The 22882-nt window shown below is 38.8% G+C and carries 25 protein-coding genes; 24 read left to right on the forward strand and 1 reads right to left on the reverse strand.

The window, feature by feature from the left end:
* Positions 1 to 594 precede the first annotated feature (594 nt).
* The 11 genes from N782_RS16300 (at position 595) to rsmI (ending at position 8167) form a co-directional block, all read left to right on the forward strand.
* On the forward strand, positions 595 to 786 hold the full coding sequence (locus tag N782_RS16300; RefSeq protein WP_036822639.1) for a sigma factor G inhibitor Gin: 192 nt from the start codon (positions 595 to 597) through the stop codon (positions 784 to 786).
* Between the two features lie 138 nt (positions 787 to 924).
* The gene (locus tag N782_RS16305) at positions 925 to 2373 is read left to right on the forward strand and encodes an aminotransferase class I/II-fold pyridoxal phosphate-dependent enzyme (RefSeq protein ID WP_036822641.1); all 1449 of its coding nucleotides are present in this window, start codon (positions 925 to 927) and stop codon (positions 2371 to 2373) included.
* Positions 2374 to 2390: 17 nt separating this feature from the next.
* Positions 2391 to 3020 (forward strand): dTMP kinase, encoded by a 630-nt coding sequence (gene tmk / locus N782_RS16310; RefSeq protein WP_036822644.1) that lies wholly within the window; start codon positions 2391 to 2393, stop codon positions 3018 to 3020.
* Positions 3021 to 3183: 163 nt separating this feature from the next.
* Entirely contained in the window at positions 3184 to 3513 is a 330-nt protein-coding gene (locus N782_RS16315) for a cyclic-di-AMP receptor (protein WP_036822647.1), read from the forward strand.
* 27 nt (positions 3514 to 3540) lie between these two features.
* Positions 3541 to 3981: a YaaR family protein gene (locus N782_RS16320; RefSeq protein ID WP_036822649.1), complete on the forward strand. Its 441-nt coding sequence runs from the start codon at positions 3541 to 3543 to the stop codon at positions 3979 to 3981.
* 16 nt (positions 3982 to 3997) lie between these two features.
* A complete protein-coding gene (holB, locus tag N782_RS16325) occupies positions 3998 to 4984 on the forward strand; it encodes a DNA polymerase III subunit delta' (protein WP_036822652.1) in 987 nt (328 codons plus the stop codon).
* 7 nt (positions 4985 to 4991) lie between these two features.
* Positions 4992 to 5819, forward strand: a complete 828-nt coding sequence (locus N782_RS16330; RefSeq protein WP_036822655.1) for a PSP1 domain-containing protein — start codon at positions 4992 to 4994, stop codon at positions 5817 to 5819.
* A 16-nt stretch (positions 5820 to 5835) separates the two neighbouring features.
* Entirely contained in the window at positions 5836 to 6183 is a 348-nt protein-coding gene (gene yabA, locus N782_RS16335; protein ID WP_036822658.1) for a DNA replication initiation control protein YabA, read from the forward strand.
* Between the two features lie 166 nt (positions 6184 to 6349).
* Positions 6350 to 7036 carry a tRNA1(Val) (adenine(37)-N6)-methyltransferase gene (locus N782_RS16340; protein WP_052111396.1) on the forward strand — a complete coding sequence of 229 codons (687 nt, stop codon included), beginning with the start codon at positions 6350 to 6352 and terminating at the stop codon, positions 7034 to 7036.
* Entirely contained in the window at positions 7029 to 7298 is a 270-nt protein-coding gene (locus tag N782_RS16345; RefSeq protein ID WP_036822664.1) for a GIY-YIG nuclease family protein, read from the forward strand. Before N782_RS16340 ends, N782_RS16345 begins: the two co-directional genes overlap by 8 nt.
* Positions 7295 to 8167: a 16S rRNA (cytidine(1402)-2'-O)-methyltransferase gene (rsmI, locus tag N782_RS16350; RefSeq protein ID WP_036822667.1), complete on the forward strand. Its 873-nt coding sequence runs from the start codon at positions 7295 to 7297 to the stop codon at positions 8165 to 8167. The genes N782_RS16345 and rsmI overlap by 4 nt, the downstream gene beginning before the upstream one ends.
* Positions 8168 to 8235: 68 nt before the next feature.
* On the opposite strand, the gene N782_RS16355 is transcribed toward rsmI, so the two are convergent.
* Positions 8236 to 8523: an AbrB/MazE/SpoVT family DNA-binding domain-containing protein gene (locus tag N782_RS16355; RefSeq protein WP_036822670.1), complete on the reverse strand. Its 288-nt coding sequence runs from the start codon at positions 8521 to 8523 to the stop codon at positions 8236 to 8238.
* Positions 8524 to 9019: 496 nt separating this feature from the next.
* Here N782_RS16355 and metG point away from each other — a divergent pair, with 496 nt between their 5' ends.
* The 13 genes from metG (at position 9020) to N782_RS16420 (ending at position 22754) form a co-directional block, all read left to right on the forward strand.
* Positions 9020 to 10978, forward strand: coding sequence for a methionine--tRNA ligase (gene metG, locus N782_RS16360; RefSeq protein WP_036822673.1), 1959 nt, complete (start codon positions 9020 to 9022; stop codon positions 10976 to 10978).
* Between the two features lie 202 nt (positions 10979 to 11180).
* Positions 11181 to 11951 (forward strand): TatD family hydrolase, encoded by a 771-nt coding sequence (locus N782_RS16365; protein ID WP_036822677.1) that lies wholly within the window; start codon positions 11181 to 11183, stop codon positions 11949 to 11951.
* A gap of 208 nt (positions 11952 to 12159) precedes the next feature.
* Complete coding sequence (locus tag N782_RS16370; RefSeq protein WP_052111395.1) at positions 12160 to 13329, forward strand: G5 and 3D domain-containing protein; 1170 nt, start codon at positions 12160 to 12162, stop codon at positions 13327 to 13329.
* 748 nt (positions 13330 to 14077) lie between these two features.
* On the forward strand, positions 14078 to 14635 hold the full coding sequence (gene rnmV / locus N782_RS16375) for a ribonuclease M5 (RefSeq protein ID WP_036822680.1): 558 nt from the start codon (positions 14078 to 14080) through the stop codon (positions 14633 to 14635).
* A complete protein-coding gene (rsmA, locus tag N782_RS16380) occupies positions 14632 to 15510 on the forward strand; it encodes a 16S rRNA (adenine(1518)-N(6)/adenine(1519)-N(6))-dimethyltransferase RsmA (protein ID WP_036822683.1) in 879 nt (292 codons plus the stop codon). The genes rnmV and rsmA overlap by 4 nt, the downstream gene beginning before the upstream one ends.
* A gap of 67 nt (positions 15511 to 15577) precedes the next feature.
* Complete coding sequence (gene yabG / locus N782_RS16385) at positions 15578 to 16462, forward strand: sporulation peptidase YabG (protein ID WP_036822686.1); 885 nt, start codon at positions 15578 to 15580, stop codon at positions 16460 to 16462.
* 385 nt (positions 16463 to 16847) lie between these two features.
* Positions 16848 to 17105 carry a biofilm formation stimulator Veg gene (gene veg / locus N782_RS16390; RefSeq protein WP_036822690.1) on the forward strand — a complete coding sequence of 86 codons (258 nt, stop codon included), beginning with the start codon at positions 16848 to 16850 and terminating at the stop codon, positions 17103 to 17105.
* A 133-nt stretch (positions 17106 to 17238) separates the two neighbouring features.
* Complete coding sequence (locus N782_RS16395; RefSeq protein ID WP_036822693.1) at positions 17239 to 17421, forward strand: small, acid-soluble spore protein, alpha/beta type; 183 nt, start codon at positions 17239 to 17241, stop codon at positions 17419 to 17421.
* Positions 17422 to 17642: 221 nt separating this feature from the next.
* Complete coding sequence (ispE, locus tag N782_RS16400) at positions 17643 to 18512, forward strand: 4-(cytidine 5'-diphospho)-2-C-methyl-D-erythritol kinase (RefSeq protein ID WP_036822696.1); 870 nt, start codon at positions 17643 to 17645, stop codon at positions 18510 to 18512.
* A 54-nt stretch (positions 18513 to 18566) separates the two neighbouring features.
* The gene (gene purR / locus N782_RS16405; RefSeq protein ID WP_036822699.1) at positions 18567 to 19382 is read left to right on the forward strand and encodes a pur operon repressor; all 816 of its coding nucleotides are present in this window, start codon (positions 18567 to 18569) and stop codon (positions 19380 to 19382) included.
* A gap of 257 nt (positions 19383 to 19639) precedes the next feature.
* A complete protein-coding gene (gene spoVG, locus N782_RS16410; RefSeq protein WP_036822702.1) occupies positions 19640 to 19930 on the forward strand; it encodes a septation regulator SpoVG in 291 nt (96 codons plus the stop codon).
* A 470-nt stretch (positions 19931 to 20400) separates the two neighbouring features.
* On the forward strand, positions 20401 to 21780 hold the full coding sequence (glmU, locus tag N782_RS16415; protein WP_036822705.1) for a bifunctional UDP-N-acetylglucosamine diphosphorylase/glucosamine-1-phosphate N-acetyltransferase GlmU: 1380 nt from the start codon (positions 20401 to 20403) through the stop codon (positions 21778 to 21780).
* 17 nt (positions 21781 to 21797) lie between these two features.
* The gene (locus N782_RS16420; protein ID WP_036822708.1) at positions 21798 to 22754 is read left to right on the forward strand and encodes a ribose-phosphate diphosphokinase; all 957 of its coding nucleotides are present in this window, start codon (positions 21798 to 21800) and stop codon (positions 22752 to 22754) included.
* Positions 22755 to 22882: the final 128 nt, after the last annotated feature.

Consider the following 22882-nt stretch of genomic DNA (forward strand, 5'->3'; position numbering starts at 1 on the left):
TAGCAGGGCGCTTGCGCTTTTCTTATTTGAAGAATTGCTCTGTTAACGTTTAAATATTGATATTTAAAAGAAAGGCTCTGTTGAAGTTTGGTCTGATTTTGGAATCAACTAATCTAAATAGTTTTATTCAAGATAAGAAGCATAATCTGGAATAAGGTGTTTTGGTGCTGAGTGGTTGATTCGATGGGAATCACTTTCTGAATCAGCTTGGCTAAGTCGTATAAATGAGTCGTAATATTTTACTATTTTGAGGGAAACGTTCGTTGAATATTTGCGTTTGTATGGTTTAAATGTATCTTTTGAAGTTATTGAAGTTGCTTCTATATTACCTACAATATAGTTGTCCTAATGTGGTACGCGTCGTAGATTTTATACTTAAAGAAATTAAACAGATAAAAATATAATCCAAAAATCCATGAAATATAAATTTTTATATAAGCGTAATTAGAGCCACACATATATAATGAACTTTAAAGTCTAACGTACAAACACGATACACTCATACCTTCATATAATTAAAAGAAACGTATTTTCAAAGATTATGTATAAAATTCGTTAGATTAGGAGATGCTAGTCTTACGGAGGTGGAGAGCGATGAGTGAAGAACGTAAATGGGAACATTGTGGTGTTTGTGAGAAAGAAAAAGAACGAGGGATTCACTTATATACAATGTTCATATGTACAGAATGCGAGCAAGAAATGATTCATACGGATCCATCGGCGCAAAAATATCAATATTTTTTAGAAAAAATGCGAGTGATGAATCAAACAACTTTATATTCTTAATGGAATGAAAACCGAGCGACTTTGTTCGGTTTTTTTATTGTTTAGCAAAATAAAGTAATACACAGCGGATACGTTCAATACTTGTTACAATTGTTAATAGATGTATATGAGAGTTCTTATTGAAAAAGGAGGTAGAGTATGGACCAAACAAGAACGCCTTTATTTGATGCAATGATATCCCATTATAACCAAAGCCCAGTCTCTTTTCACGTACCAGGACATAAGAACGGAAATGTTTTTCCAAAGCGAGGTTACGATTTTTATAAATCCATCTTGTCTATTGATTATACAGAAATAACAGGTTTAGATGATCTGCATGAGCCAGAGGGGTGTATTGCAGATGCTCAAGCTTTGGCTGCAGCCTGGTTTGGTGTACGAAAAACTTACTTTCTAATAGGAGGTAGCACAGTAGGGAACTTAGCTATGATATTAGCTACTCATAAGCAAGGTTGCCCTGTGATTGTGCAAAGGAATTGTCATAAGTCAGTGATGCATGGACTTGAGCTTGCAGGTGCTAAGCCTGTATTTGTTGCACCTATCTATGATAAAGAGCATGAACGAATGGGAAATGTGTCTGTTGATGGAATGCTTCAAGCAATAGATGATTACCCTGATGCATCAGGCGTGGTGCTTACTTATCCGGATTATTTTGGTCGTACATATGACTTGGAGGCAATCATTAATAAAGCTCATGAGAGTGGAATTCCTGTGTTGGTAGATGAGGCCCATGGAGTACATTTTTCATTGGGTGGTTCCTTACCTTCTTCAGCCGTACAATTGGGGGCAGATGTGGTGGTTCAGTCTGCTCATAAGATGGCACCTGCTATGACGATGGGTGCTTATTTACACATCGGCTCATCACGGGTGCACCATGATGAGCTTTCGCACTATTTACATATGCTGCAATCCAGTAGTCCGTCTTATCCGATCATGGCATCGTTGGATTTAGCACGTTATTACCTGGGCAATATAGATACTAAAGCGATTGAAAGAACGGTGAGCGATATTGAAGAGTTGAGGAAAGCATTAGCTGATTACGCAATATGGGAGGTTCTTCCGATTGAAGAGCAGTTGGATGATCCGTTTAAGCTCTCTCTACGTATTACATATCCTTATTCTTCAACGGATATCGCATCACACTTAGAAAACCAAGGAGTTTACCCAGAACTAGTAACAGAGAATCAACTCTTATTTGTCTTCGGTCTATCATTACAGGAGAATCAAGGGTCAATACTATCTCGATTTCAACAGGCAGCTCAAAATGTAGTTACCTCTGACCAAGTGTGCCATGCTACAATAGAGAGAGAGACACTCTATAGACCCTTAGTTGCACAATCACCTTATTCTTTTATTGAATTAAAAGAAATGGACAAGCAATATGTTACTTGGCAAGATGCAGAAGGGAAAATCGCAGCGCATGCGGTTATTCCTTATCCTCCTGGAATTCCTTTAATTATGAAGGGAGAAAGGATTTTACCAGAACATATGAAGGTACTAAAGGAAATGTTAAATCAAAATAGACATGTGCAAACGAATGAGGTATCAATAGAAAAAGGAATTCATGTATATATAGAAGAAACGGAATAGAACAAAGGAGAATGATTGTGAGCGGTTGTTTTATTACATTTGAAGGTGGCGAAGGTGCTGGAAAATCATCTATATTACAAGCTCTCCAGCAGCGTTTACAACAAGAAGGTTATGACATCATGGCAACAAGAGAGCCTGGTGGGATTGAGATTTCCGAAAAAATTCGTCAAATCATTTTAAATCCTAGTCATACCGCAATGGATGGAAGAACGGAGGCACTATTATATGCAGCAGCAAGAAGGCAGCATTTAGTAGAAAAAGTAGTACCAGCTCTTAGAGGTGGTCAAGTTGTACTATGCGACAGGTTTATTGATAGTAGTCTAGCCTATCAAGGGTATGCTAGAGGGTTAGGTATGGAAGAAGTGTATAAGATAAATGAATTTGCAGTTGAAAATTGTATGCCAGATGTTACACTATTCTTCGACCTATCACCTGAAGAGGGGATGAATCGCATTTCCGAGAATAAGCTTAGAGAGCAAAATCGTTTAGACCTAGAGGATCTGACGTTTCATCATACAGTTTATGAGGCTTATCAAAAATTAATTAATCGGTTTAGCGATAGAATAAAGGTAGTCAACGCGAATCAACCTTTTGATAAGGTTTTGGAAGAAGTTTATACTATTGTTTTGCCTTATGTACAACCTTAGAACACTAAGGTGGTAAGAAAGATAAGAGAATTCAAGCTTCATTGGAAATGTCGTGTTTTTCTTATCTTATTTCTTGTTATAATATGAGTAAAAGGTTTTGTATTAACGCTCTCATAAATATTAGTAATGATAAGTCGTGCTTTTCGTAAAGGAGGATGAACCAGTGAAGCTGGTATTAGCAGTCATTCAGGATAAGGATAGTAATCGATTAACGGATGCGTTAGCTGAAAATAATTATAAAACAACGAAACTTTCAACATCAGGTGGTTTTTTAAAAGAAGGAAACACTACATTGATGATTGGGGTTGATGATGATTTTGTTGATGATGTGTTAAACGTTATTCGTGATAATTGCAGTCAACGAGATCAAATGGTAGCACCTATTTCTCCAATGGGTGGGAATGCTGATTCCTATATCCCTAAGCCAGTAAAAGTGGAAGTTGGCGGAGCTACTGTATTTGTAATGCCAGTTGACTCATTCTTTAAATTTTAAAAGGAATGATGAAAGGAAGATGACTAGATGAAAATCGGTCAGGAATTACGGTCTCAGTTAGATTCCAATCAGAATAATGTTAAGACAAGCCAAAACAAAGGTAAAGGCTTCGAATCTATGGTCCAAACCCAGTCTAATAAATTACGCCAAGGTGAACTTCAAAGGTTAATGGATGATATAACGAAGCAAGGAGAGAAAGTTGCTCGGTATCGCTCCTTTAAAGACTTGGCTCGCTATAAGCGACTAGTAAAATCTTTCGTAGAGGAATCTGTTCAATACGGAATGGATTTAAAGCAATCCCATAGCTGGAATATGGAGGGCCAAAACCGAAAGCTAACGATAGTCGAATCCGTTGATGAGAAACTGGTAGAACTTACAGACGCAGTCATGCAGCAAGAGAAGAAATCTATAGATGTATTAGGAATTATTGGAGAAATTAAAGGTCTCCTTGTAAACCTCTACGCATAATAAGGTCGTGAAACAGATGAAGACGTGGACAGAAATGCAAGCTCTACAACCTACAGTGTCCAAGATGCTCACCAATAGTATAAAAAAAGATCGAGTTTCTCATGCTTATTTGTTTCAAGGATCAAGAGGCACTGGGAAGTTGGAGATGAGCCTTCTTTTTGCGAAGAGTTTTTTTTGTTCTTTTCGAGATGGAGTGGAGCCATGCCAGAATTGCAAGGATTGTAATCGGATTGAGTCAGGAAACCACCCTGATGTACACGTGATCCAGCCAGAGGGTCAATCCATCAAGAAAGAACAAATTCTTCACTTGCAAAAAGAGTTTACCTATACAGGATTAGAATCTAATCAGAAAGTATATATTGTTGAAGATGCTGATAAAATGACAGCCAATGCATCCAACCGTTTATTGAAATTTCTAGAGGAACCGAGTAGACAGACCATCGCTATGCTACTGACCGAAAATGGTCAATCACTGCTTGATACCATTAGATCTCGCTGCCAAATTCTCGCATTCCAACCACTGAATCCTGAAAATATTACTAAAAAGTTGATGGATGAAGGTCTCCCGGAATCTACCGCACGTTTAATGAGTGCCCTAACTAATAATTTACAGGATGCAATTGATATGAGTAACGATGAGTGGTTTGCGAAGGCGCGAAAATTAGTGGTACAATTAATGGAAGTGCTTCAAGACAAACCAAGTGAAGCCTTGCTTTTTATCAACAATCAATGGATGAGTCATTTCAAAGATCGTGATATGCTTGATCAAGGCCTTGATTTGCTAATGCTTTGGTTTAAGGATATAGTGTACGAACATATTGGAAATGAAAATGCCATTGTTTATATTAAAGAAAGGGAGCGGATTCAAACTAGCTCCTATCATTGGTCGAAGCAGAAAGCAACAAATGCTTTAACCTATATTCTAGAGGCAAAACGAAAGCTATTTGCTAATGTTCATCCCACTCTAGTGATGGAACAGCTCACGCTTCAAATACAGAGGTGATGTTTGATTGGTTGAAGTAGTTGGTGTACGCTTTAAGCAAGCAGGAAAAATTTATTATTTTGACCCAGATGCTTTCCAAATTTCGGACCAGGATTACGTAATTGTAGAAACGGTCCGAGGAATTGAATTTGGAAAAGTGGTTATAGCTAATAAGCAAGTAGATGAGGAAGACATAGTTCTACCTTTGAAAAAAGTTATCCGTATAGCGGATGATAAAGATAAATTAGTTGTCTCGGAGAACAAAGATAATGCAAAAGAAGCATACGACGTTTGTTCCCAGAAAATTAATGAACATAAATTAGATATGAATCTTGTTGATGTCGAGTACACATTTGATCGGAATAAAGTAATCTTTTATTTCACAGCAGATGGTCGAGTGGATTTTCGTCATTTAGTCAAAGATTTAGCATCGGTGTTCAAAACTCGAATTGAGTTACGTCAAATAGGTGTACGTGATGAGGCAAAAATGCTAGGTGGAATCGGCCCTTGTGGTCGTATGCTATGCTGCTCTACCTTTTTAGGAGACTTTGAACCTGTATCCATTAAAATGGCGAAGGATCAAAACCTCTCTCTAAATCCGGCTAAGATATCCGGGTTATGTGGACGTTTAATGTGCTGCTTGAAGTATGAAAATGATGATTACGAAACTGCAAAGAAAGAGCTTCCTGATATTGGGGAAGACATTAAGACGCCACATGGTACAGGGCGTGTAGTAGGCTTAAATATCCTAGAACGAATCGTTCAAATTGAAATTCCAGATAAAGAACGTATGCTAGAATACACGTTAGATGAACTCATCGAAGAAGGTGCAGTACAAACGCAAGCCACAGAATGATGGGGTGGATTTAAGCGTGAACAAGAAAGAAATATTCGAACAAGTTACTCACATGGAAGAACAAATTGGACAGCTCTATCAACAATTAGGCGATTTAAAAAAGCAATTGGTGGAACTTTTAGAAGAAAACCAGCATTTGTCTGTTGAAAATCACCACCTTAGACAGCGATTGGAGAAAGAGCACGACCAAATGCAAAATGATTCATCCGAGAAATCGGAAACTAAGGGAGCGTTAGTTGGGGAAGGGTATGATAATCTGGCTCGTTTGTACGAGGAAGGTTTTCATATTTGTAACCTCCATTTTGGGAGTCCCAGGGATGAAGACTGCTTGTTTTGCCTCTCGTTTCTAAATAAAAAGAAATGATAAATGATGTAGCCTTTCCTCGTATGAGGGAAGGCTCTATTTATAGCGTCAAAAAGAACAGAGGGGGTTCTTTATACATAATGAGCGCAAGCATAATAGGGAGTGAAGAAGAACGTTGGAACTGCAAGGTGATGAACGAATCGATTACTTATTAGCAGAAGAGGATATGAGAATTATACAAAGTCCTAGTGTGTTCGCTTTTTCATTGGATGCGGTATTATTGGCGAAGTTTGCCTATGTGCCTTTGAAGAGAGGGAATATATTAGATTTGTGTACGGGGAATGGTGTGATTCCGTTATTTTTAACACGTCGTTCTGAGTCTGCTATTACAGGTGTGGAACTGCAGGATCGGTTGTATGATATGGCGGTACGAAATATAGAGCTTAATGAAGTAGCGGAGCAAGTAACGATACTCAAAGGTGATTTAAAGGATATGCCGAATCAATTAGGACATGGAAAATACGATGTTGTAACATGCAATCCCCCCTATTTTCCTACGCCTAAAGAGCAGGAGCACAATTTAAATGAACATCTTGCCATTGCTCGACATGAGATTCACTGTACATTGGAAGATGTCGTATGGTCCTGTAGCAAGCTAGTTCGTCCAGGAGGGAAGGTTTCCATGGTTCATCGACCTGGTCGATTCATAGAAATTATAGAGTTATTTCGTAAATATAGATTGGAACCGAAACGAATTCAATTTGTGTACCCAAGAGAGGGCAAAGAAGCAAATATGTTATTGATAGAAGGAGCACGAGATGGCAAGCCTGATGTGAAAATGCTCCCTCCTCTATTTGTATATAATGACGCGAATGAATACACACCTCAGCTAAGGGAGATTTTATATGGATGAGCATGTCGTGTATATGCTGCAATGCAAAGACCAATCACTTTATACGGGTTACACCAATAATTTTGAGCGTCGGTTGCGTATGCATGAAGAGGGGAAAGGAGCAAAATACACTCGAGGTAGAGGCCCTTTTACATTAATGTATTATGAGGTGTTTTCAACAAAAGAAGAAGCAATGCAGGCAGAGTATCGTATTAAACGGCTAACTCGTTCAGGTAAAGAAGAATTAATTGCTTCTTATAAAGAGAGGATGGAATCCATATGAACATTCAAAAAAGCTATCAAGCTGAGTCAAACGGAAAAGGAGTCCTCTATATTGTTCCTACACCTATTGGTAATTTAGAAGATATAACCTATAGAGCGATTAGAACGTTAGAGGAAGTGGATCAAATTGCAGCAGAGGATACTAGACAAACAAAGAAGCTGCTCTCTCATTTTGATATTCATACCCCATTAGTTAGTTATCATGAACATAATAAATATAATCGGGAAGATTACTTCATTGAAGAAATAATAAATGGAAAGACATTTGCTATAGTGAGTGATGCAGGTATGCCAGGCGTTTCTGATCCTGGTTATGAAATGGTTCAAGCAGCTATCGCAAGTGATATTAAGGTGATTGTCCTACCAGGTGCGAATGCGGCGTTATGTGCGCTGGTGGGTTCTGGCCTGGATACGAATCGATTTTTCTTCTATGGATTCTTACCTCGTAAGAAAAAGGAGCGCAAAGAGGAATTAGAAAATTTACGGAAAAGTACTTCTACCATTATTTTTTATGAATCCCCACATCGGTTAAAAGAAGTGATTAAACATATGTATGAAATATTCGGCGAGCGGCATATGGTTTTGGCAAGAGAGCTCACGAAAAAGTATGAAGAATTTATACGTGGTACTGCTTCTGAGTTACTAGCCTGGGTAGAGGAAAATGAGATACGTGGTGAATTTTGCGTAATTGTTGAAGGAAATCCGGAAGAGGAAATGGAAACAGATGAATTATGGTGGTCTCACTTGTCATTGGTTGAGCACGTTGAAGAGTATGTACAAAACCAGTACTCTTCGAAGGAAGCAATCAAGAAAGTGGCCCAGGAACGAAAACTGCCGAAACGGGAAGTTTATCAAGCTTATCATACGTAGGTCCATACGACATTATAAAACCCCGCTGTTTCCAGCGGGGTTCCGTCGTCTCTTTTTTATCTCTTTTTTTATTGTTCTTGTTTGTCTAGGTTACTTTGAATCTCGTTAATTAATTCTTTTGCACCTTCTGGGCTAAGAACTAATTTACCATTTGCTAGACTCATATTTTGTTCAGATACTTCACCAGTAACATGGCAAGTCATGTTAGGCTTATACTTTTTAAGAACGATACGATCGTCATCAACATAGATTTCAAGAGCATCCTTCTCGTTAATACCTAGTGTGCGGCGTAGTTCAATTGGAATCACCACGCGTCCTAGTTCATCAACCTTACGTACAATACCTGTAGATTTCATAATTTGTAGCTCCCCTCACTCAAAATTTTAAAAATGTAATTCTTTTTCGTCATGATTCGACAACTATACCACATATCGTACCAGCCATTCCAACGGATGTCAATTCTTTTATTTCCCAAAAACAACAATAAATTAACAAAAATCTAGGGGATGACATCCCAGTTTTCTTTATATTTCCCCTATAATTAGTATAACACAACCTAAGATTTTCTAATAAAAGGAAGTGTTTGATTGTCGAAAACATTAATAGATTTCGACAAAATTCGACTTTTTCATAGGGTGGTTCGACAAAAAAGTTTACATCATTTTCTATTTGTTGACATAAAGAAAAAGGTTTTTGTATAGTTTTTTGTTAGAGATGGAAATAATGCTGATAAATCGGTAAAATAGACTGTACCATCCACCTAAGCGGTTGGTAACCTTTAACGGTCCTCTCGTCCGATGGGGCGGGAGTTTTCTTATAGGCTAAGTACATATTAATTGAGGAGGGACATTCATGGCGGAAGAAAACAAGACCTTTTACATCACCACCCCTATTTACTATCCAAGTGGGAATTTGCATATTGGTCATGCCTACACAACAGTTGCAGGCGACGCAATGGCTCGTTATAAACGTTTAAGAGGCTATGACGTCATGTATCTGACTGGTACTGACGAACATGGTCAAAAAATTCAGCGTAAGGCTGATGAAAAAGGTGAATCACCACAACAATACGTAGATGAAATTGTAACAGGGATTAAGAGTCTTTGGGACAAAATGGACATTTCTATTGATGACTTTATCCGCACCACAGAAGATCGACATACGCAAGTTGTTGAAAAGATTTTTGCGCATCTTGTAGAGAAGGGTGACATCTACCTTGATGAATATGAAGGATGGTATTGTACATCTTGCGAATCTTTCTTCACAGAGCGTCAATTGGATGAGGGGCACTGTCCTGATTGCGGTAATCCAGTTGAAAAAGTTAAAGAAGAATCCTATTTCTTTAAGATGAGTAATTACGTCGATGACTTATTAAAATTTTATGAAGACAATCCTCATTTCATTCAACCAGAGAGTCGTAAAAATGAGATGATTAACAACTTCTTAAAACCAGGGCTTGAGGATTTGGCTGTTTCTCGTACGACCTTTGATTGGGGTGTTAAAGTCCCTGGTGATCCAAAACACGTTATCTACGTTTGGATCGATGCGTTGAGTAACTATATTACAGCACTTGGTTATGGTACAGATAATGATGAACGGTATCAAAAATATTGGCCAGCCGACGTTCATCTAATGAGTAAAGAAATTGTTCGCTTCCATACGATCTATTGGCCAATTATGCTTATGGCTCTAGACTTACCATTACCGAAAAAAGTATTTGCCCATGGTTGGATTTTAATGAAGGATGGCAAAATGTCTAAGTCCAAAGGAAATGTTGTCGACCCTGTCGATTTAATTAATCGTTATGGATTAGACTCTCTTCGTTATTACCTTCTACGCGAGGTTCCGTTCGGGTCTGATGGCGTATTCACACCTGAAGGATTCGTAGAGCGTACGAACTATGACCTGGCTAACGACCTTGGTAACTTGTTAAATCGTACGGTTGCCATGATTAGTAAATACTTTGATGGTGAAATTCCTGCCTTCCGTGAAGGAGAGGAAGCTGTAGATACAGAACTTGAGACCTTTGCCAAGGATACAAGAGCAAAAGTGGAAGAAGCGATGGAAAATATGGAATTCTCCGTAGCTTTAACTACACTATGGTCGTTCGTGAGCCGAACGAACAAATATATTGATGAAACCACCCCTTGGGTTCTTGCTAAAGATGAGTCCCAAAAAGCACGCCTAGGAAATGTAATGGCTCACCTTGCTGAATCTCTACGTCATATTGCTGTGATGCTACAACCATTTATGACACGTACACCACAAGTAATGGTGCAACAGCTTGGGTTAGATGAAAACTATCTTGCGTGGGATACAATGGACCAGATGGGCATGATCCCTCAAGGTACAAAAGTTCAAAAAGGTCAACCAATCTTCCCTCGTCTTGAAACGGAAGAAGAGACACAAATCATCAAAGATATGATGAAAGGTGCATCTCCGCAACAAGAAGAATCAGAAGAAGGGGAAGAGGAAGAACAATCCAATGAAATAGCCATTGATGATTTCATGAAGGTGGATTTACGAGTAGCAGAAGTAGTAGAAGCGGATAAACATCCAAAAGCAGATAAGCTACTTCGTTTACAACTAGATTTAGGTTCTGAAAAGCGTCAGGTTGTCTCAGGCATTGCCAAATATTACACACCTGAGGACTTAGTAGGGAAAAAGGTTGTATGTGTTACGAACCTGAAACCAGTGAAACTTCGTGGCGAGCTATCTCAAGGAATGGTCTTAGCCGGAGAAGATGAAGAAGGTAATTTAGCCCTTGCTTCTATCGATCAATCTTTACCAAATGGCTCTAAAGTTAAATAAAATGTAAAAGGAACCTCAGCTTACACGTTGAGGTTCCTTTTTATGGATTGAGAATGTTTATATTTATTATTGGCAATATATATGCAACAGAACTCTATAGAATATTTACCACCTGGCAGGTTTCTATAAAAGGCAAACATTTTTAGCTTGTTACCCGAGGGTGTTACAATGAACAAAAAGGATACGTAAAGGAGACAAGGATATGCTTTTCGACACACACGTACACTTAAATGCAGAACAATTCCATGAAGATCGTGAAGAAGTTATCAATCGAGCACGGGAAGCAGGCGTTCAATATATGGTTGTAGTTGGTTTTGATCGAGAAACAATCCCACTAGCTATTGAAATTGCTGAAGCCCATAACGATATCTATGCTGCTGTAGGATGGCACCCAGTGGATGCAATTGATATGGAGCAATCAGATTTAGATTGGCTTGAGGAGTTATCCTCTCATCCGAAAGTAGTAGCACTGGGCGAGATGGGGCTAGATTATCACTGGGACAAGTCCCCAGCAGACGTTCAAAAAGAAGTCTTTCGTAAACAGATAGCGTTAGCAAAGAAAGTGAATATGCCCATCATTATTCACAATCGGGAGGCAACGCAAGATATCGTTGATCTTTTGAAAGAAGAAGATGCAGGCGAAGTGGGAGGTATCATGCATTGTTATAGTGGTTCGGTTGAAATTGCTAGGGAATGTATTGATATGAACTTCTATATCTCACTAGGTGGACCTGTTACATTTAAAAATGCCAAAAAGCCTAAGGAAGTGGCAGAAGCCATTGGTATGGAGCATTTATTAGTGGAAACAGATTGCCCGTTCTTAGCTCCTCATCCTAATCGAGGTACACGAAATGAGCCAGCTTATGTAAAGTTAGTTGCAGAAAAAGTAGCTGAAATTAAAGGACTTTCGCTCGAAGAAGTTGGACAACAAACGACAAAGAACGCCTTTAAACTCTTTAGACTTGATAAATAAATAACGGATATATTACAATCTGAGGAAGATTGTGCCAAATTGTAAGAGTAAATGTCGGGATTTTTGAGTTTCTATTCTAATCCTAAACGTTTATAGTGAAAGGAGCCAGGCTATGCCACTGGGTCCTTTTTCCATTGTTGGCCTTTTTTGATTTGACAGGTAAGTCATGCAGTCATTATAATACTGCGTGGATAAAGGAGGCAGAAGCATGAAAAAAATCATATTGTCAGTCGTAAGTTTCGTTGTGTTTTTTGCCTTACTTGGTAGTTTTACCTATGAAGCAACAAAAGCTGAGGTAAAAGTGAACACTGATAAAGAGACAAAAACAGTGCGCACGCATGCCAGTACAGTCGGGGAATTGTTTAGTAGCCTCGATATTGATGTGAAACCACAAGACAAATTATCGCACTCCACTGAAGAACAAATCGAATCAGGAATGAAAATAAACTATCAATCTGCTAAATCCGTTACAGTAACGATTGATGACAAAGAGCATTTATATTATACCGTACAAGACACAGTAGAAGATTTTATTAAGGCCAAAAACGTCAATATTGATTCCCGAGATCAAGTTTCTTATTCAAAAAAGGATTCCATTGAAGAAGGCATGAATATTGAAGTTCGAAAGGCCTTCGAGGTAACACTGAATGACGGTGGCAAAGAAAAGAAAGTCTGGACTACTGCTGAAACTGTAGATCAATTTCTACAAGAAGAAGACATTAAGTTAGATAAGTTGGATAAGCTTAAACAGGACAAGACAGCTTCCCTTTCAAAAGAGCAATCTCAAGTAAAGATTACTCGAGTAGAAAAAGTGACAGACGTAATAGAAGAATCAGTTGATTACGGCGTTGTGAAACGCAATGATAATTCTATCCCTAAAGGCGAAGAAAAAGTCGTACAAAATGGGAAAAAGGGTAAAGTTGTAAAGCATTATGAGGTTACACTAGAAAACGGTGAAGAAGTAAATCGGGAATTGGTGAAGAAGGAAAAAGCATCAGACAGCAAGGATAAAATTGTTGCTGTAGGCACCAAAGAAATTCAACAAAACGTTTCCCGTAGTAACAATACCAGTACCAATGCTTCTGCTCAAAAAACCCTTTATATGGAGGCTACTGCCTATACAGCGTACTGCACTGGTTGTAGTGGTGTAACCACAACAGGAATTAACCTACGTGCGAATCCAAATCAAAAGGTTGTTGCTGTTGATCCAAACGTTATTCCACTAGGATCTAGAGTATGGGTTGAAGGATATGGTTATGCAGTTGCTGGTGATACAGGTTCTGCTATTAAAGGAAATCGCATCGATGTATTCTTATCATCTAAAAGTCAGGCCTATAGCTTTGGCCGCAAAAGAGTACAAGTGAAAGTGTTAGATTAGGTGAGTAAGCAGGGGAACTATTCCTCTGCTTATTTTTTTATAGGCTGTGTTAAAGTTTATTGTTGATATAATAATGCAATAGTTTAATGTTGTTTAATATAAGCACCATAATCTTGAATAACTGGTGGGGCTGGACCCGTTACGTTTGTGAGGATGGGGCTGCGGTGAAATGGTTCGCTTTCCGCGGAGGAACATGCAAGCCTCCTCGTTCGACAACGCCTTTCTGTGGGGTCTCGTATTGTCCCTTCTTCCGCAGGAGTCTCACCATTTCCCTCCGCCCATCAGTATGAGGGATAACGGATCCATCGTAGTTAGTGCTAGGTTGAGTATAATAATGTTAACAGATTGGTCAATGTGTTTATAATCCTAAATTCCTTGATATCAAAGGGGGTTAAGCATGTTTTACCATCTTGAATATATGCGTTAATAGTGTTGGACCTTTCCCCTTCATCCAAATAAGAGGCAAATTCCTTCCTTGGTAAGAACTCCAAAACATGGCGTTGAGTTTAACAGATCCTTTTTATAAATAAAAATAGTCTCGTGACTACGTCCAGCTCCTAATATACTTAGTGCTCCAATAGTAAGATAAGTTATCAAGTTGGTACCTACTAGCAGGGTTCTTTCGTTTTTCTTATTTACACAAATGGAATACCACGTGAATACTACAGTAACACCTACATAATAAGGTTTTCTTTTCTACATGGAACGTGTTATAACTAAAAGAGATATTTGTAATGGAGGATGACATTTGGTTATAAAAGAAGTAATCGTTGTAGAAGGAAAAGATGATACATTTAATGTGAAAAGAGCAGTAAATGCCGATACAATCGAAACCAATGGCTCTGCAGTAAATGAATCAACTTTAACTCAAATAAAGCACGCCCAAGACAAGAGGGGTGTTATCATATTTACGGATCCTGATTATCCAGGGGAACGAATCCGTCATATTGTTTCTCAGGCAGTTCCTGGTTGCAAGCATGCTTTCTTACCAAAAAGAGAAGCATTAGCTAAGCTGAATAAAGGAGTAGGGGTGGAACACGCTACACCTGAGGCTATTCAAGAGGCACTTGCCCATGTATATAGTATGTCAGAAACATATGAAAGTGATATTACGCAAGAGGATTTGATTATTTTCGGATTAGTTGGTGGGTCAGACGCAAAGCGAAAAAGAGAGCAACTTGGCGAAAAGCTAAAGATTGGCTATACAAATGGGAAACAATTATATAAACGGTTGATTATGTTTCAAATAACGAGAGAGGAATTTATTGTAGCTATGGAGGATATTGGGCAGGAGGAAGAAGAATGAGCGAAATGAAAGCTATTGCGACACCCAAAAGAACGAAAGATATATTAGAGAAATATGGGTTTGCTTTTAAGAAGAGTCTTGGCCAAAACTTTCTAATAGATGTGAATATATTAGAAAATATTGTAGATCATGCTGGGGTAACGAAAGGGACTGGGGCAATTGAGATTGGTCCAGGTATTGGTGCGTTAACAGAGCAGTTAGCTAAAAAAGCTGACAAGGTCTTGGCATTCGAGATTGATCAGCGGCTGCTACCCATTCTCCAAGATACGCTAGAACCCTATCCAAACATTCGCATTATCCATCAAGATATCTTAAAGGCAAACGTTCATGAAGTCATTGAGGAGTATTTTGAAGAAGGGCAACCAATTCATGTAGTCGCCAATCTTCCATACTACATTACCACCCCCATCCTTATGAATTTGCTAATGGAGAATCTACCTATAGATAGCATTACAGTTATGATACAAAAAGAGGTAGCGGATCGCATGGCCGCCACTCCAAACAATAAGAGTTACGGCTCCTTATCTATTGCAGTACAGTACTATACAGAAGCGGAAGTTGTAATGGACGTCCCTAAGACTGTATTCATGCCTCAACCTAATGTAGGCTCAGCGGTATTAAGATTGTCTATGCGTAAGGAACCACCTGTTAAAGTCGACAATGAGCCATTTTATTTTGACGTTGTAAGGGCGTGCTTTGGACAAAGACGTAAAACAATCATGAATAATTTATCTAGACATTTCAAAGACCGATTTGATAAGGAAACAATTCGAGAAGGCTTACAAAAGGCTGACATAGACGAAAAGCGTCGTGGGGAATCGTTAGATATGGAAGATTTCGCTCGACTTGCAAATGTTTTTTACGCGATGCTCTAGACACATTCTCCATACTCACACATAGGCTAACATAGAAGTGGTTTATGTGTGGGGAGGAGATTTTTAAATGTTTGTAAAAGGAGATTTAGTTACACGTTCCTCATACCAGCATGACGTTTTATTTCGAGTTCAAGAGGTGCAAGAGAGTCGAGTAATATTATATGGAGAAGATATTCGGCTTGAAGCAGATGCACCTCCTTCTGACTTAGTTAGAGTGAAGTCGGAAGAGCTGAAACGTCGCAAGCAACAAGCTAAGGAAGAGGAAGAATATTCGTATCGTTTGTTCAGGCAAGATTATCAGCTTATGCGACAAAAGCGAGATTATGAAGCTTCATCAGGGTATCAACATGAAGGGGCTTATTTTCAATTGCCTTCTCGTGTGCTTCATTTAGATGGAGATCGCTTGTACTTAAAGAAATGCATTGATTTATATCAGCAATTAGGACTTCAAGTGCACGGCATTCATTTAAATGAAAAAGATATGCCACACCAGGTTGGAGATTTGATTGATAAAATCAATCCCGACATTGTTGTTATTACTGGCCATGATGCCTATTCCAAAAATAAAGGTGAAAAACAAGACCTACGTGCTTATCGACACTCCCGTTATTTTGCGGAAACCGTAAGAGAAGCAAGACGAAAAGTTCCTCACCTAGATCAAATGGTTATTTTTGCTGGAGCGTGTCAGTCACATTTTGAATCATTAATTAGAGCTGGAAGTAATTTTGCAAGTTCACCTACTAGAGTAAATATCCACGCGCTAGATCCAGTCTATATCGTCGCTAAAATTAGCTACACCCCATTCATGGAAAAAGTAAATGTGTGGGATGTACTTCGAAATACAATGACAGGTGAAAAAGGTCTAGGTGGTGTAGAAACAAGAGGTCTGATGCGTACGGGTATGCCATATCAAAAAGAAGAAGACATGAATACAGAATATGAATTGGAGTAAACAAAACCCGCTATATGCTTAGCGGGTTTTTATTTGTGAGATGGTGGGATGAGTGGGATGAGGGGACAGGTCCCTCGTCCCATTTTAAATCTGAGACGAGGGACCTGTCCCCTCATCCCACCGAGATTGTTTACCTGCGGTTAGGTATTAGTATCATATTTCATTCCATACTACATAGACTATAGGATGGGTAGGAAGAAAAAGGAATAGTGTTTTAGCGCAGTTTTTCATACATATTCTTGTCGATATTTGGAACAATATACAATAGTTTAGGATTTATCGTTGAAGTCATTGACATTAAAATTAACATACTGCTATAATATAAAGTTTTATTTGACTTTATTTATAGGCTTGTGTTATAGTTAGATTAGTGAGGTGGAGTGTAGTGGCAAAAACGTTAGCGGAAATTAAACAGTCTCTCGATGGTCAAATTGGGAATAGGTTAACATTGAAAGCTAATGGTGGTAGACGAAAAACCATTGAACGTAGTGGAGTACTTGCTGAAACATATCCGGCTGTATTTATTGTAGAGTTGGACCAAGAACAAAATGCGTTTGAAAGAGTTTCCTACAGCTATGCAGATGTTCTAACTGAAACAGTTGAATTAAGCTTTGGTGAAATGAGCATGATCTTGGAGCAGTAAACCACCGTTTACTGCTTTTTTTGCATTTTACAGCCTTGAATTTTCGTTTCCATTCACATCCTATAGTGATTTATAACATACTACATAAACTATAAGTGTCGTTCATTCCTATATTGAAAGGAGCTGTTTTCCCTTGAGTAAACGTAAGGGTGTTATGTCAGATCGTTTCAAAGAGGAAATCGCAAGAGAATTAGGTATATACGACACAGTAACAAAGGAAGGCTGGGGAGGTATTACCGCAAAAGACGCTGGTAATATGACCAAGCTGGCTATTCAGAAAGCACAAGAACAAATGTCTAAGAACAGATCCCTTTAAGGGGTCTGTTTTTAAATTTGTTTGCTAAAGGTGGCGGAAAAGCTCATGGAACGAAAGGGTAACTCAAGCGGATTACACTGCGCTTTTATTATATAGTTGCGATTTTAAGCCCGCCTTATACGCATCATGATAAAGTGTACAAAGCTAACTAGTCGTCTGCGCTTTTTATAAATATATGATACAATCGGTTCATACAATTCGATGATAAAGTGGGTGATGTATTGCGTTTTTTAGAGAAAGCTCCTGCCAAGATCAATTTGGCCTTGGATACATTGTATAAGCGTTCTGATGGTTATCATGAAGTGGAGATGATTATGACGACTGTCGATTTAGCGGACCGTATTGAAGTTAGTCCTTTAAAGTCTGATGAAATTCGGATTGTTTCGGAGAATCGGTTTGTCCCGAATGACCATCGTAATTTAGCCTATCAAGCGGCACGTCTCATAAAAAATACATATCATATCCGTCAGGGAGTAGAAATTTATATTGAGAAGCAAATTCCAGTAGCCGCAGGCCTTGCAGGGGGAAGTAGTGATGCTGCCGCTGTTTTGCGAGGCTTAAACAAGCTATGGGAATTGGATTTATCGTTGGAGCAACTTGCGGTTATGGGAGCGGAAATTGGGTCAGATGTATCCTTTTGTGTGTACGGTGGTACAGCATTAGCAACTGGGAGAGGAGAGCAGATAAAAGAATTACCTGCACCACCTCCTTGTTGGGTAATATTAGCGAAACCAACGATTGGTGTTTCGACTCAAACGGTCTATCAAAACCTTAATCTTGATGAGGTTGACCATCCTGATGTCCAACGAATGATTCAAGCCTTGCATGAGGAAAGTTATGAAGGTATGTGTAAGGAAATTGGTAATGTATTAGAACCTATAACTATTCAACTTCATCCGGAAGTGGAACAGATTAAGTCCCACATGAAGGAATTTGGTGCTGATGCTGTTTTAATGAGTGGAAGTGGTCCAACCGTTTTTGGACTGACACAACAAGAAACGAGGGCGCAACGTATTTACAATGGCCTTAGAGGATTTTGTGATGAGGTATATATTGTTAGGATGCTAGGTTCTCGTTCGTCACTTGATTAAATCCGTATGTTTCTGATATATTTAGTTCATAACATTCGGTTTTGAGGTGTGACAATGAAACGAAGCGAACGTTTAATTGCAATGACAAATTATTTAATAGAACATCCCCAGCAATTGGTTTCCCTTCCTTTCTTCACGGAATCTTATCAATCAGCCAAATCCTCCATCAGTGAGGATTTAGGAATAATTAATGATATGTTTCAAAAAGAAGGAATAGGACGGTTACAAACTGTACCTGGTGCAGCTGGGGGAGTGAAATATATCCCTGCTAACTCAGATGAGAGAAGTGAATCCTTTGCCGATGAGCTAGCAAATCAATTAGAAGACCCTGAACGCCTATTACCAGGTGGATACTTGTTTATGAGTGACTTACTAGGTGATCCGCAAACGGTTAGGAACATAGGTAGACTCTTTGCTACACACTTTGCCAATCATTCTATCGATGTCATTATGACGGTTGCCACCAAAGGGATTCCGTTAGCCTATGCAGTGGCCTCTTTCTTGAATGTTCCTGTTGTTATTGTTCGTAGGGATCCAAAAGTTACAGAAGGCTCTACAGTAAGCATTAACTATGTATCAGGCTCTTCCCGTAAAATTCAGACGATGGTCTTACCGAAAAGAAGCTTAAAGCAAGGAGCTAACGTTTGTATCATTGATGACTTCATGAAAGCTGGAGGCACCATCAATGGGATGAGAAGTCTGTTAGATGAATTTGAAGCAAATGTAGCAGGAATCGGTGTACTTGCAGAAGCTGAAGATGAAGAAGAGGACCGCGTTGTTGAGGAGTACGTGTCATTATTGCAAATTAACAATGTCGATATAAAAAATAAAAAAATCGAGGTTCATCGAGGAAACATGTTTTCCAAGTAGAATCTAAAGTGAAAAAGGAGGCGTGATAAACGTCTCTTTTTTTAGCATATTGGTACTTTAGTCAAACCTCTTATGTGTGAATCAATGAGCTTTCGCTTATGTTCGTTATGGAACTTTTTAAATATATTCTTGCCAAAATAAAACAAAATTACAGAAAATTAGAAAAGGATAATTTTTTTTTGAAATCAGGAAGGAATTATTGGGTTCTTGTTGAATATTGGTAAATAAGTTCTTATGACAAAAGGTGGTGACACATAATGGAAGTAACAGACGTGAGACTACGCCGCGTTAATACTGAAGGAAGAATGCGAGCAATTGCTTCTATTACGTTGGATGGGGAATTTGTTGTTCACGATATCCGAGTAATTGATGGAAACAATGGTTTATTTGTAGCTATGCCAAGCAAGCGTACTCCAGATGGAGAATTTCGCGATATTGCGCATCCGATTAATTCTAATACACGTGGAAAGATTCAAGATGCAGTGTTAGAAGAGTATCAACGCGCAGGTGAGGTTGAAGTGGAATATGAAGAAGCCGGAGCTTCTTAAGAGAATCGACAGCAGGAGTCTAATCTTCAGGAGATTAGGCTTCTTTTTTTTGTCTTATTGGAAATTATAAAATTCAATGCTTGTGTATAACTAAAAAAGTGAAGTGGCCACGTCCAGCTCCAGCGCCCAGCGACTAGCAAACTTCCTGCACCTCCTTACGATAAGTCAACATCGGATCGCTGTCGCTCTCCGTGTTTCCTTTATCTAAAAATACCTAGAGGAAGTTCGATTAAATTCGCTACGTCACGTAGCAACATCGAACCAACCCACGTCGTGTGGGCCGCAGTTTGTACGTCGCTAGCAGGGCACTTGCGCTTTTGTTCTCTAATAAACCATGGTGTCATATCTACATAAAAAAAGGATTTGAAGCCTCTCGAAAGTAGTTCGATGTCTGCCAATTCGTTTATTTATTGAAATAGATTGGTTTTTAAGATATATTCGTAATGGATAATAAGGATGGGGGTTTTTTCATGAGTAATCGTCATGCAATCGTTTTAGCAGCTGGTCAAGGAAAGAGGATGAAATCATCTTTATACAAAGTATTGCACCCTGTTTGTGGAAAGCCAATGGTTCAGCATGTCATTGATCAATTGAATGCACTAAAGCTACAGGAGATTATTACAATTGTAGGCCATGGTGCAGAACAGGTTCAAGAGCAAATTGGCGAAGACAGCCGCTTTATGATTCAAGAAGAGCAGCTAGGGACAGGTCATGCCGTACAACAAGCAGAATCTGTTTTAGGTGGGCAAAAAGGAACTACATTAGTTGTATGTGGTGATACACCTTTATTAACGTCTGAGACACTAGAGGCACTACTTGATTTTCATGAAAAAGAAGAAGCAAAAGTAACGTTATTAACAGCCCACGCAGATGACCCGTCTGGTTATGGTCGAATCGTTCGCAACGAAAACCAAGATGTAGCTAAAATCGTTGAACAAAAAGATGCTACAGAACAAGAGCAACGTATTCAAGAAATCAATACAGGTACTTATTGCTTTGATAATGAAGCGCTATTTGAAGCACTGCAACATGTTTCAAATAATAATGCTCAAGGTGAATACTATCTTCCTGATGTAATTGAAATACTTAAAAATAGAAATGAAAAAATCGGAGCCTTCCAAACGAAAAGCTTCGATGAAACCTTAGGTGTAAACGACCGTGTTGCTCTTTCTAAAGCAGAACAGGCAATGAAACGCAGAATTAATGAGTACCATATGCGAAATGGTGTCACACTCATTGATCCTGATCATACGTACATTGGATTAAACGTAACGATTGGGCAGGATGCAGTTATTTACCCTGGTTCTACAATAGATGGGGAGACTGCTATTGATAGCGGAGTAGAAATTGGACCTAATTCGGAAATTAAGAATTGTATAATTGGACAAGATACCACTATTAAACAAAGTGTTGCTCACGACAGTCTAATAGGTGCTCGTGTTAAAATAGGTCCGTATGCACACATACGACCATCTTCAAAATTAGCTGACGATGTTAAGGTTGGTAATTTTGTAGAAATTAAAAAAGCCACGTTTGGTGAAGGAAGTAAAGCTTCTCATCTAAGTTATATAGGAGATGCTGAAGTAGGCAACGAAGTAAACATTGGTTGTGGAACAATAACAGTTAACTATGATGGGGAAAATAAGTATTTAACGACCATTCAAGATGGTGCATTCATAGGGTGTAACTCTAACTTGGTTGCTCCAGTAACCATTGGAGAAGGTGCATACGTAGCTGCAGGATCTACCATTACAGATGATGTTCCGAACAGCTCCCTTTCCATAGCTCGTTCTCGTCAAACGAACAAAGAGGGCTATGTAGAAAAAATGAAAAATAAGAATAATAACTAATGGAGGGTATTAGCGAAATGAGGAACAGTCAATATAAAGATCCAGCTCTAAAAGTGTTTTCACTAAACTCAAACCCATCTCTAGCGCAGGAGATAGCTGAAAACATTGGAACAGAATTAGGAAAATGTACGGTCACTAGCTTTAGTGATGGCGAAATTCAAATTAATATTGAAGAAAGTGTTCGTGGTTGTGATGTCTATGTTATTCAATCCACATGCGAACCTGTGAACATGCATATTATGGAGCTTCTTATTATGATTGACGCACTAAAACGTGCTTCTGCTCGCTCTATTAATATTGTAATGCCATATTATGGATATGCCCGCCAGGACCGTAAAGCTCGTTCTCGTGAGCCAATCACTTCTAAGTTGGTAGCAAACCTACTTGAAACTGCTGGTGCAACTCGTGTCATTATGCTTGACCTACATGCTCCGCAAATCCAAGGGTTCTTTGACGTACCAATTGATCATTTAATCGGTGTACCTATCCTTTCCGATTACTTTGAAGAAAAGAATTTTGAAGATGTTGTCATTGTTTCACCAGACCATGGTGGGGTAACGCGTGCACGAAAAATGGCCGATCGTCTGAAAGCTCCAATTGCGATTATTGATAAACGCCGTCCTCGTCCTAATGTCGCTGAAGTTATGAATATTGTGGGTAACATAGAAGGCAAAACAGCCATTCTTATTGATGACATTATTGATACAGCTGGTACGATGACCTTAGCTGCGAATGCTTTGATTGAAAACGGAGCGAAGGAAGTGTACGCATGCTGTACACACCCAGTACTCTCCGGTCCAGCTATTGAGCGTATTGATAACTCCATGATCAAAGAGTTAGTTGTAACGAATACAATTCCTCTTAAAGATGAAAAAATGATTGATAAAGTTACTGTACTATCCGTTGGCCAACTAATCAGCGAGGCCATTACCCGCGTACATGAACGCAAATCCATTAGTATTTTATTCGACTAATTAGCGAAACAAAATCCGGCGTTACTGTTTTATGCAGTGACGTCGGGTTTTTTATTTACTCTATATAAAAGACATAATCTTGAAGACTTGGATTCGAGATAATTTGGATGAGAGGGATGTTTCCGTTG

This window comes from Pontibacillus yanchengensis Y32 (assembly GCF_000770635.1).
Taxonomy (GTDB): Bacteria; Bacillota; Bacilli; order Bacillales; family BH030062; genus Pontibacillus; species Pontibacillus yanchengensis.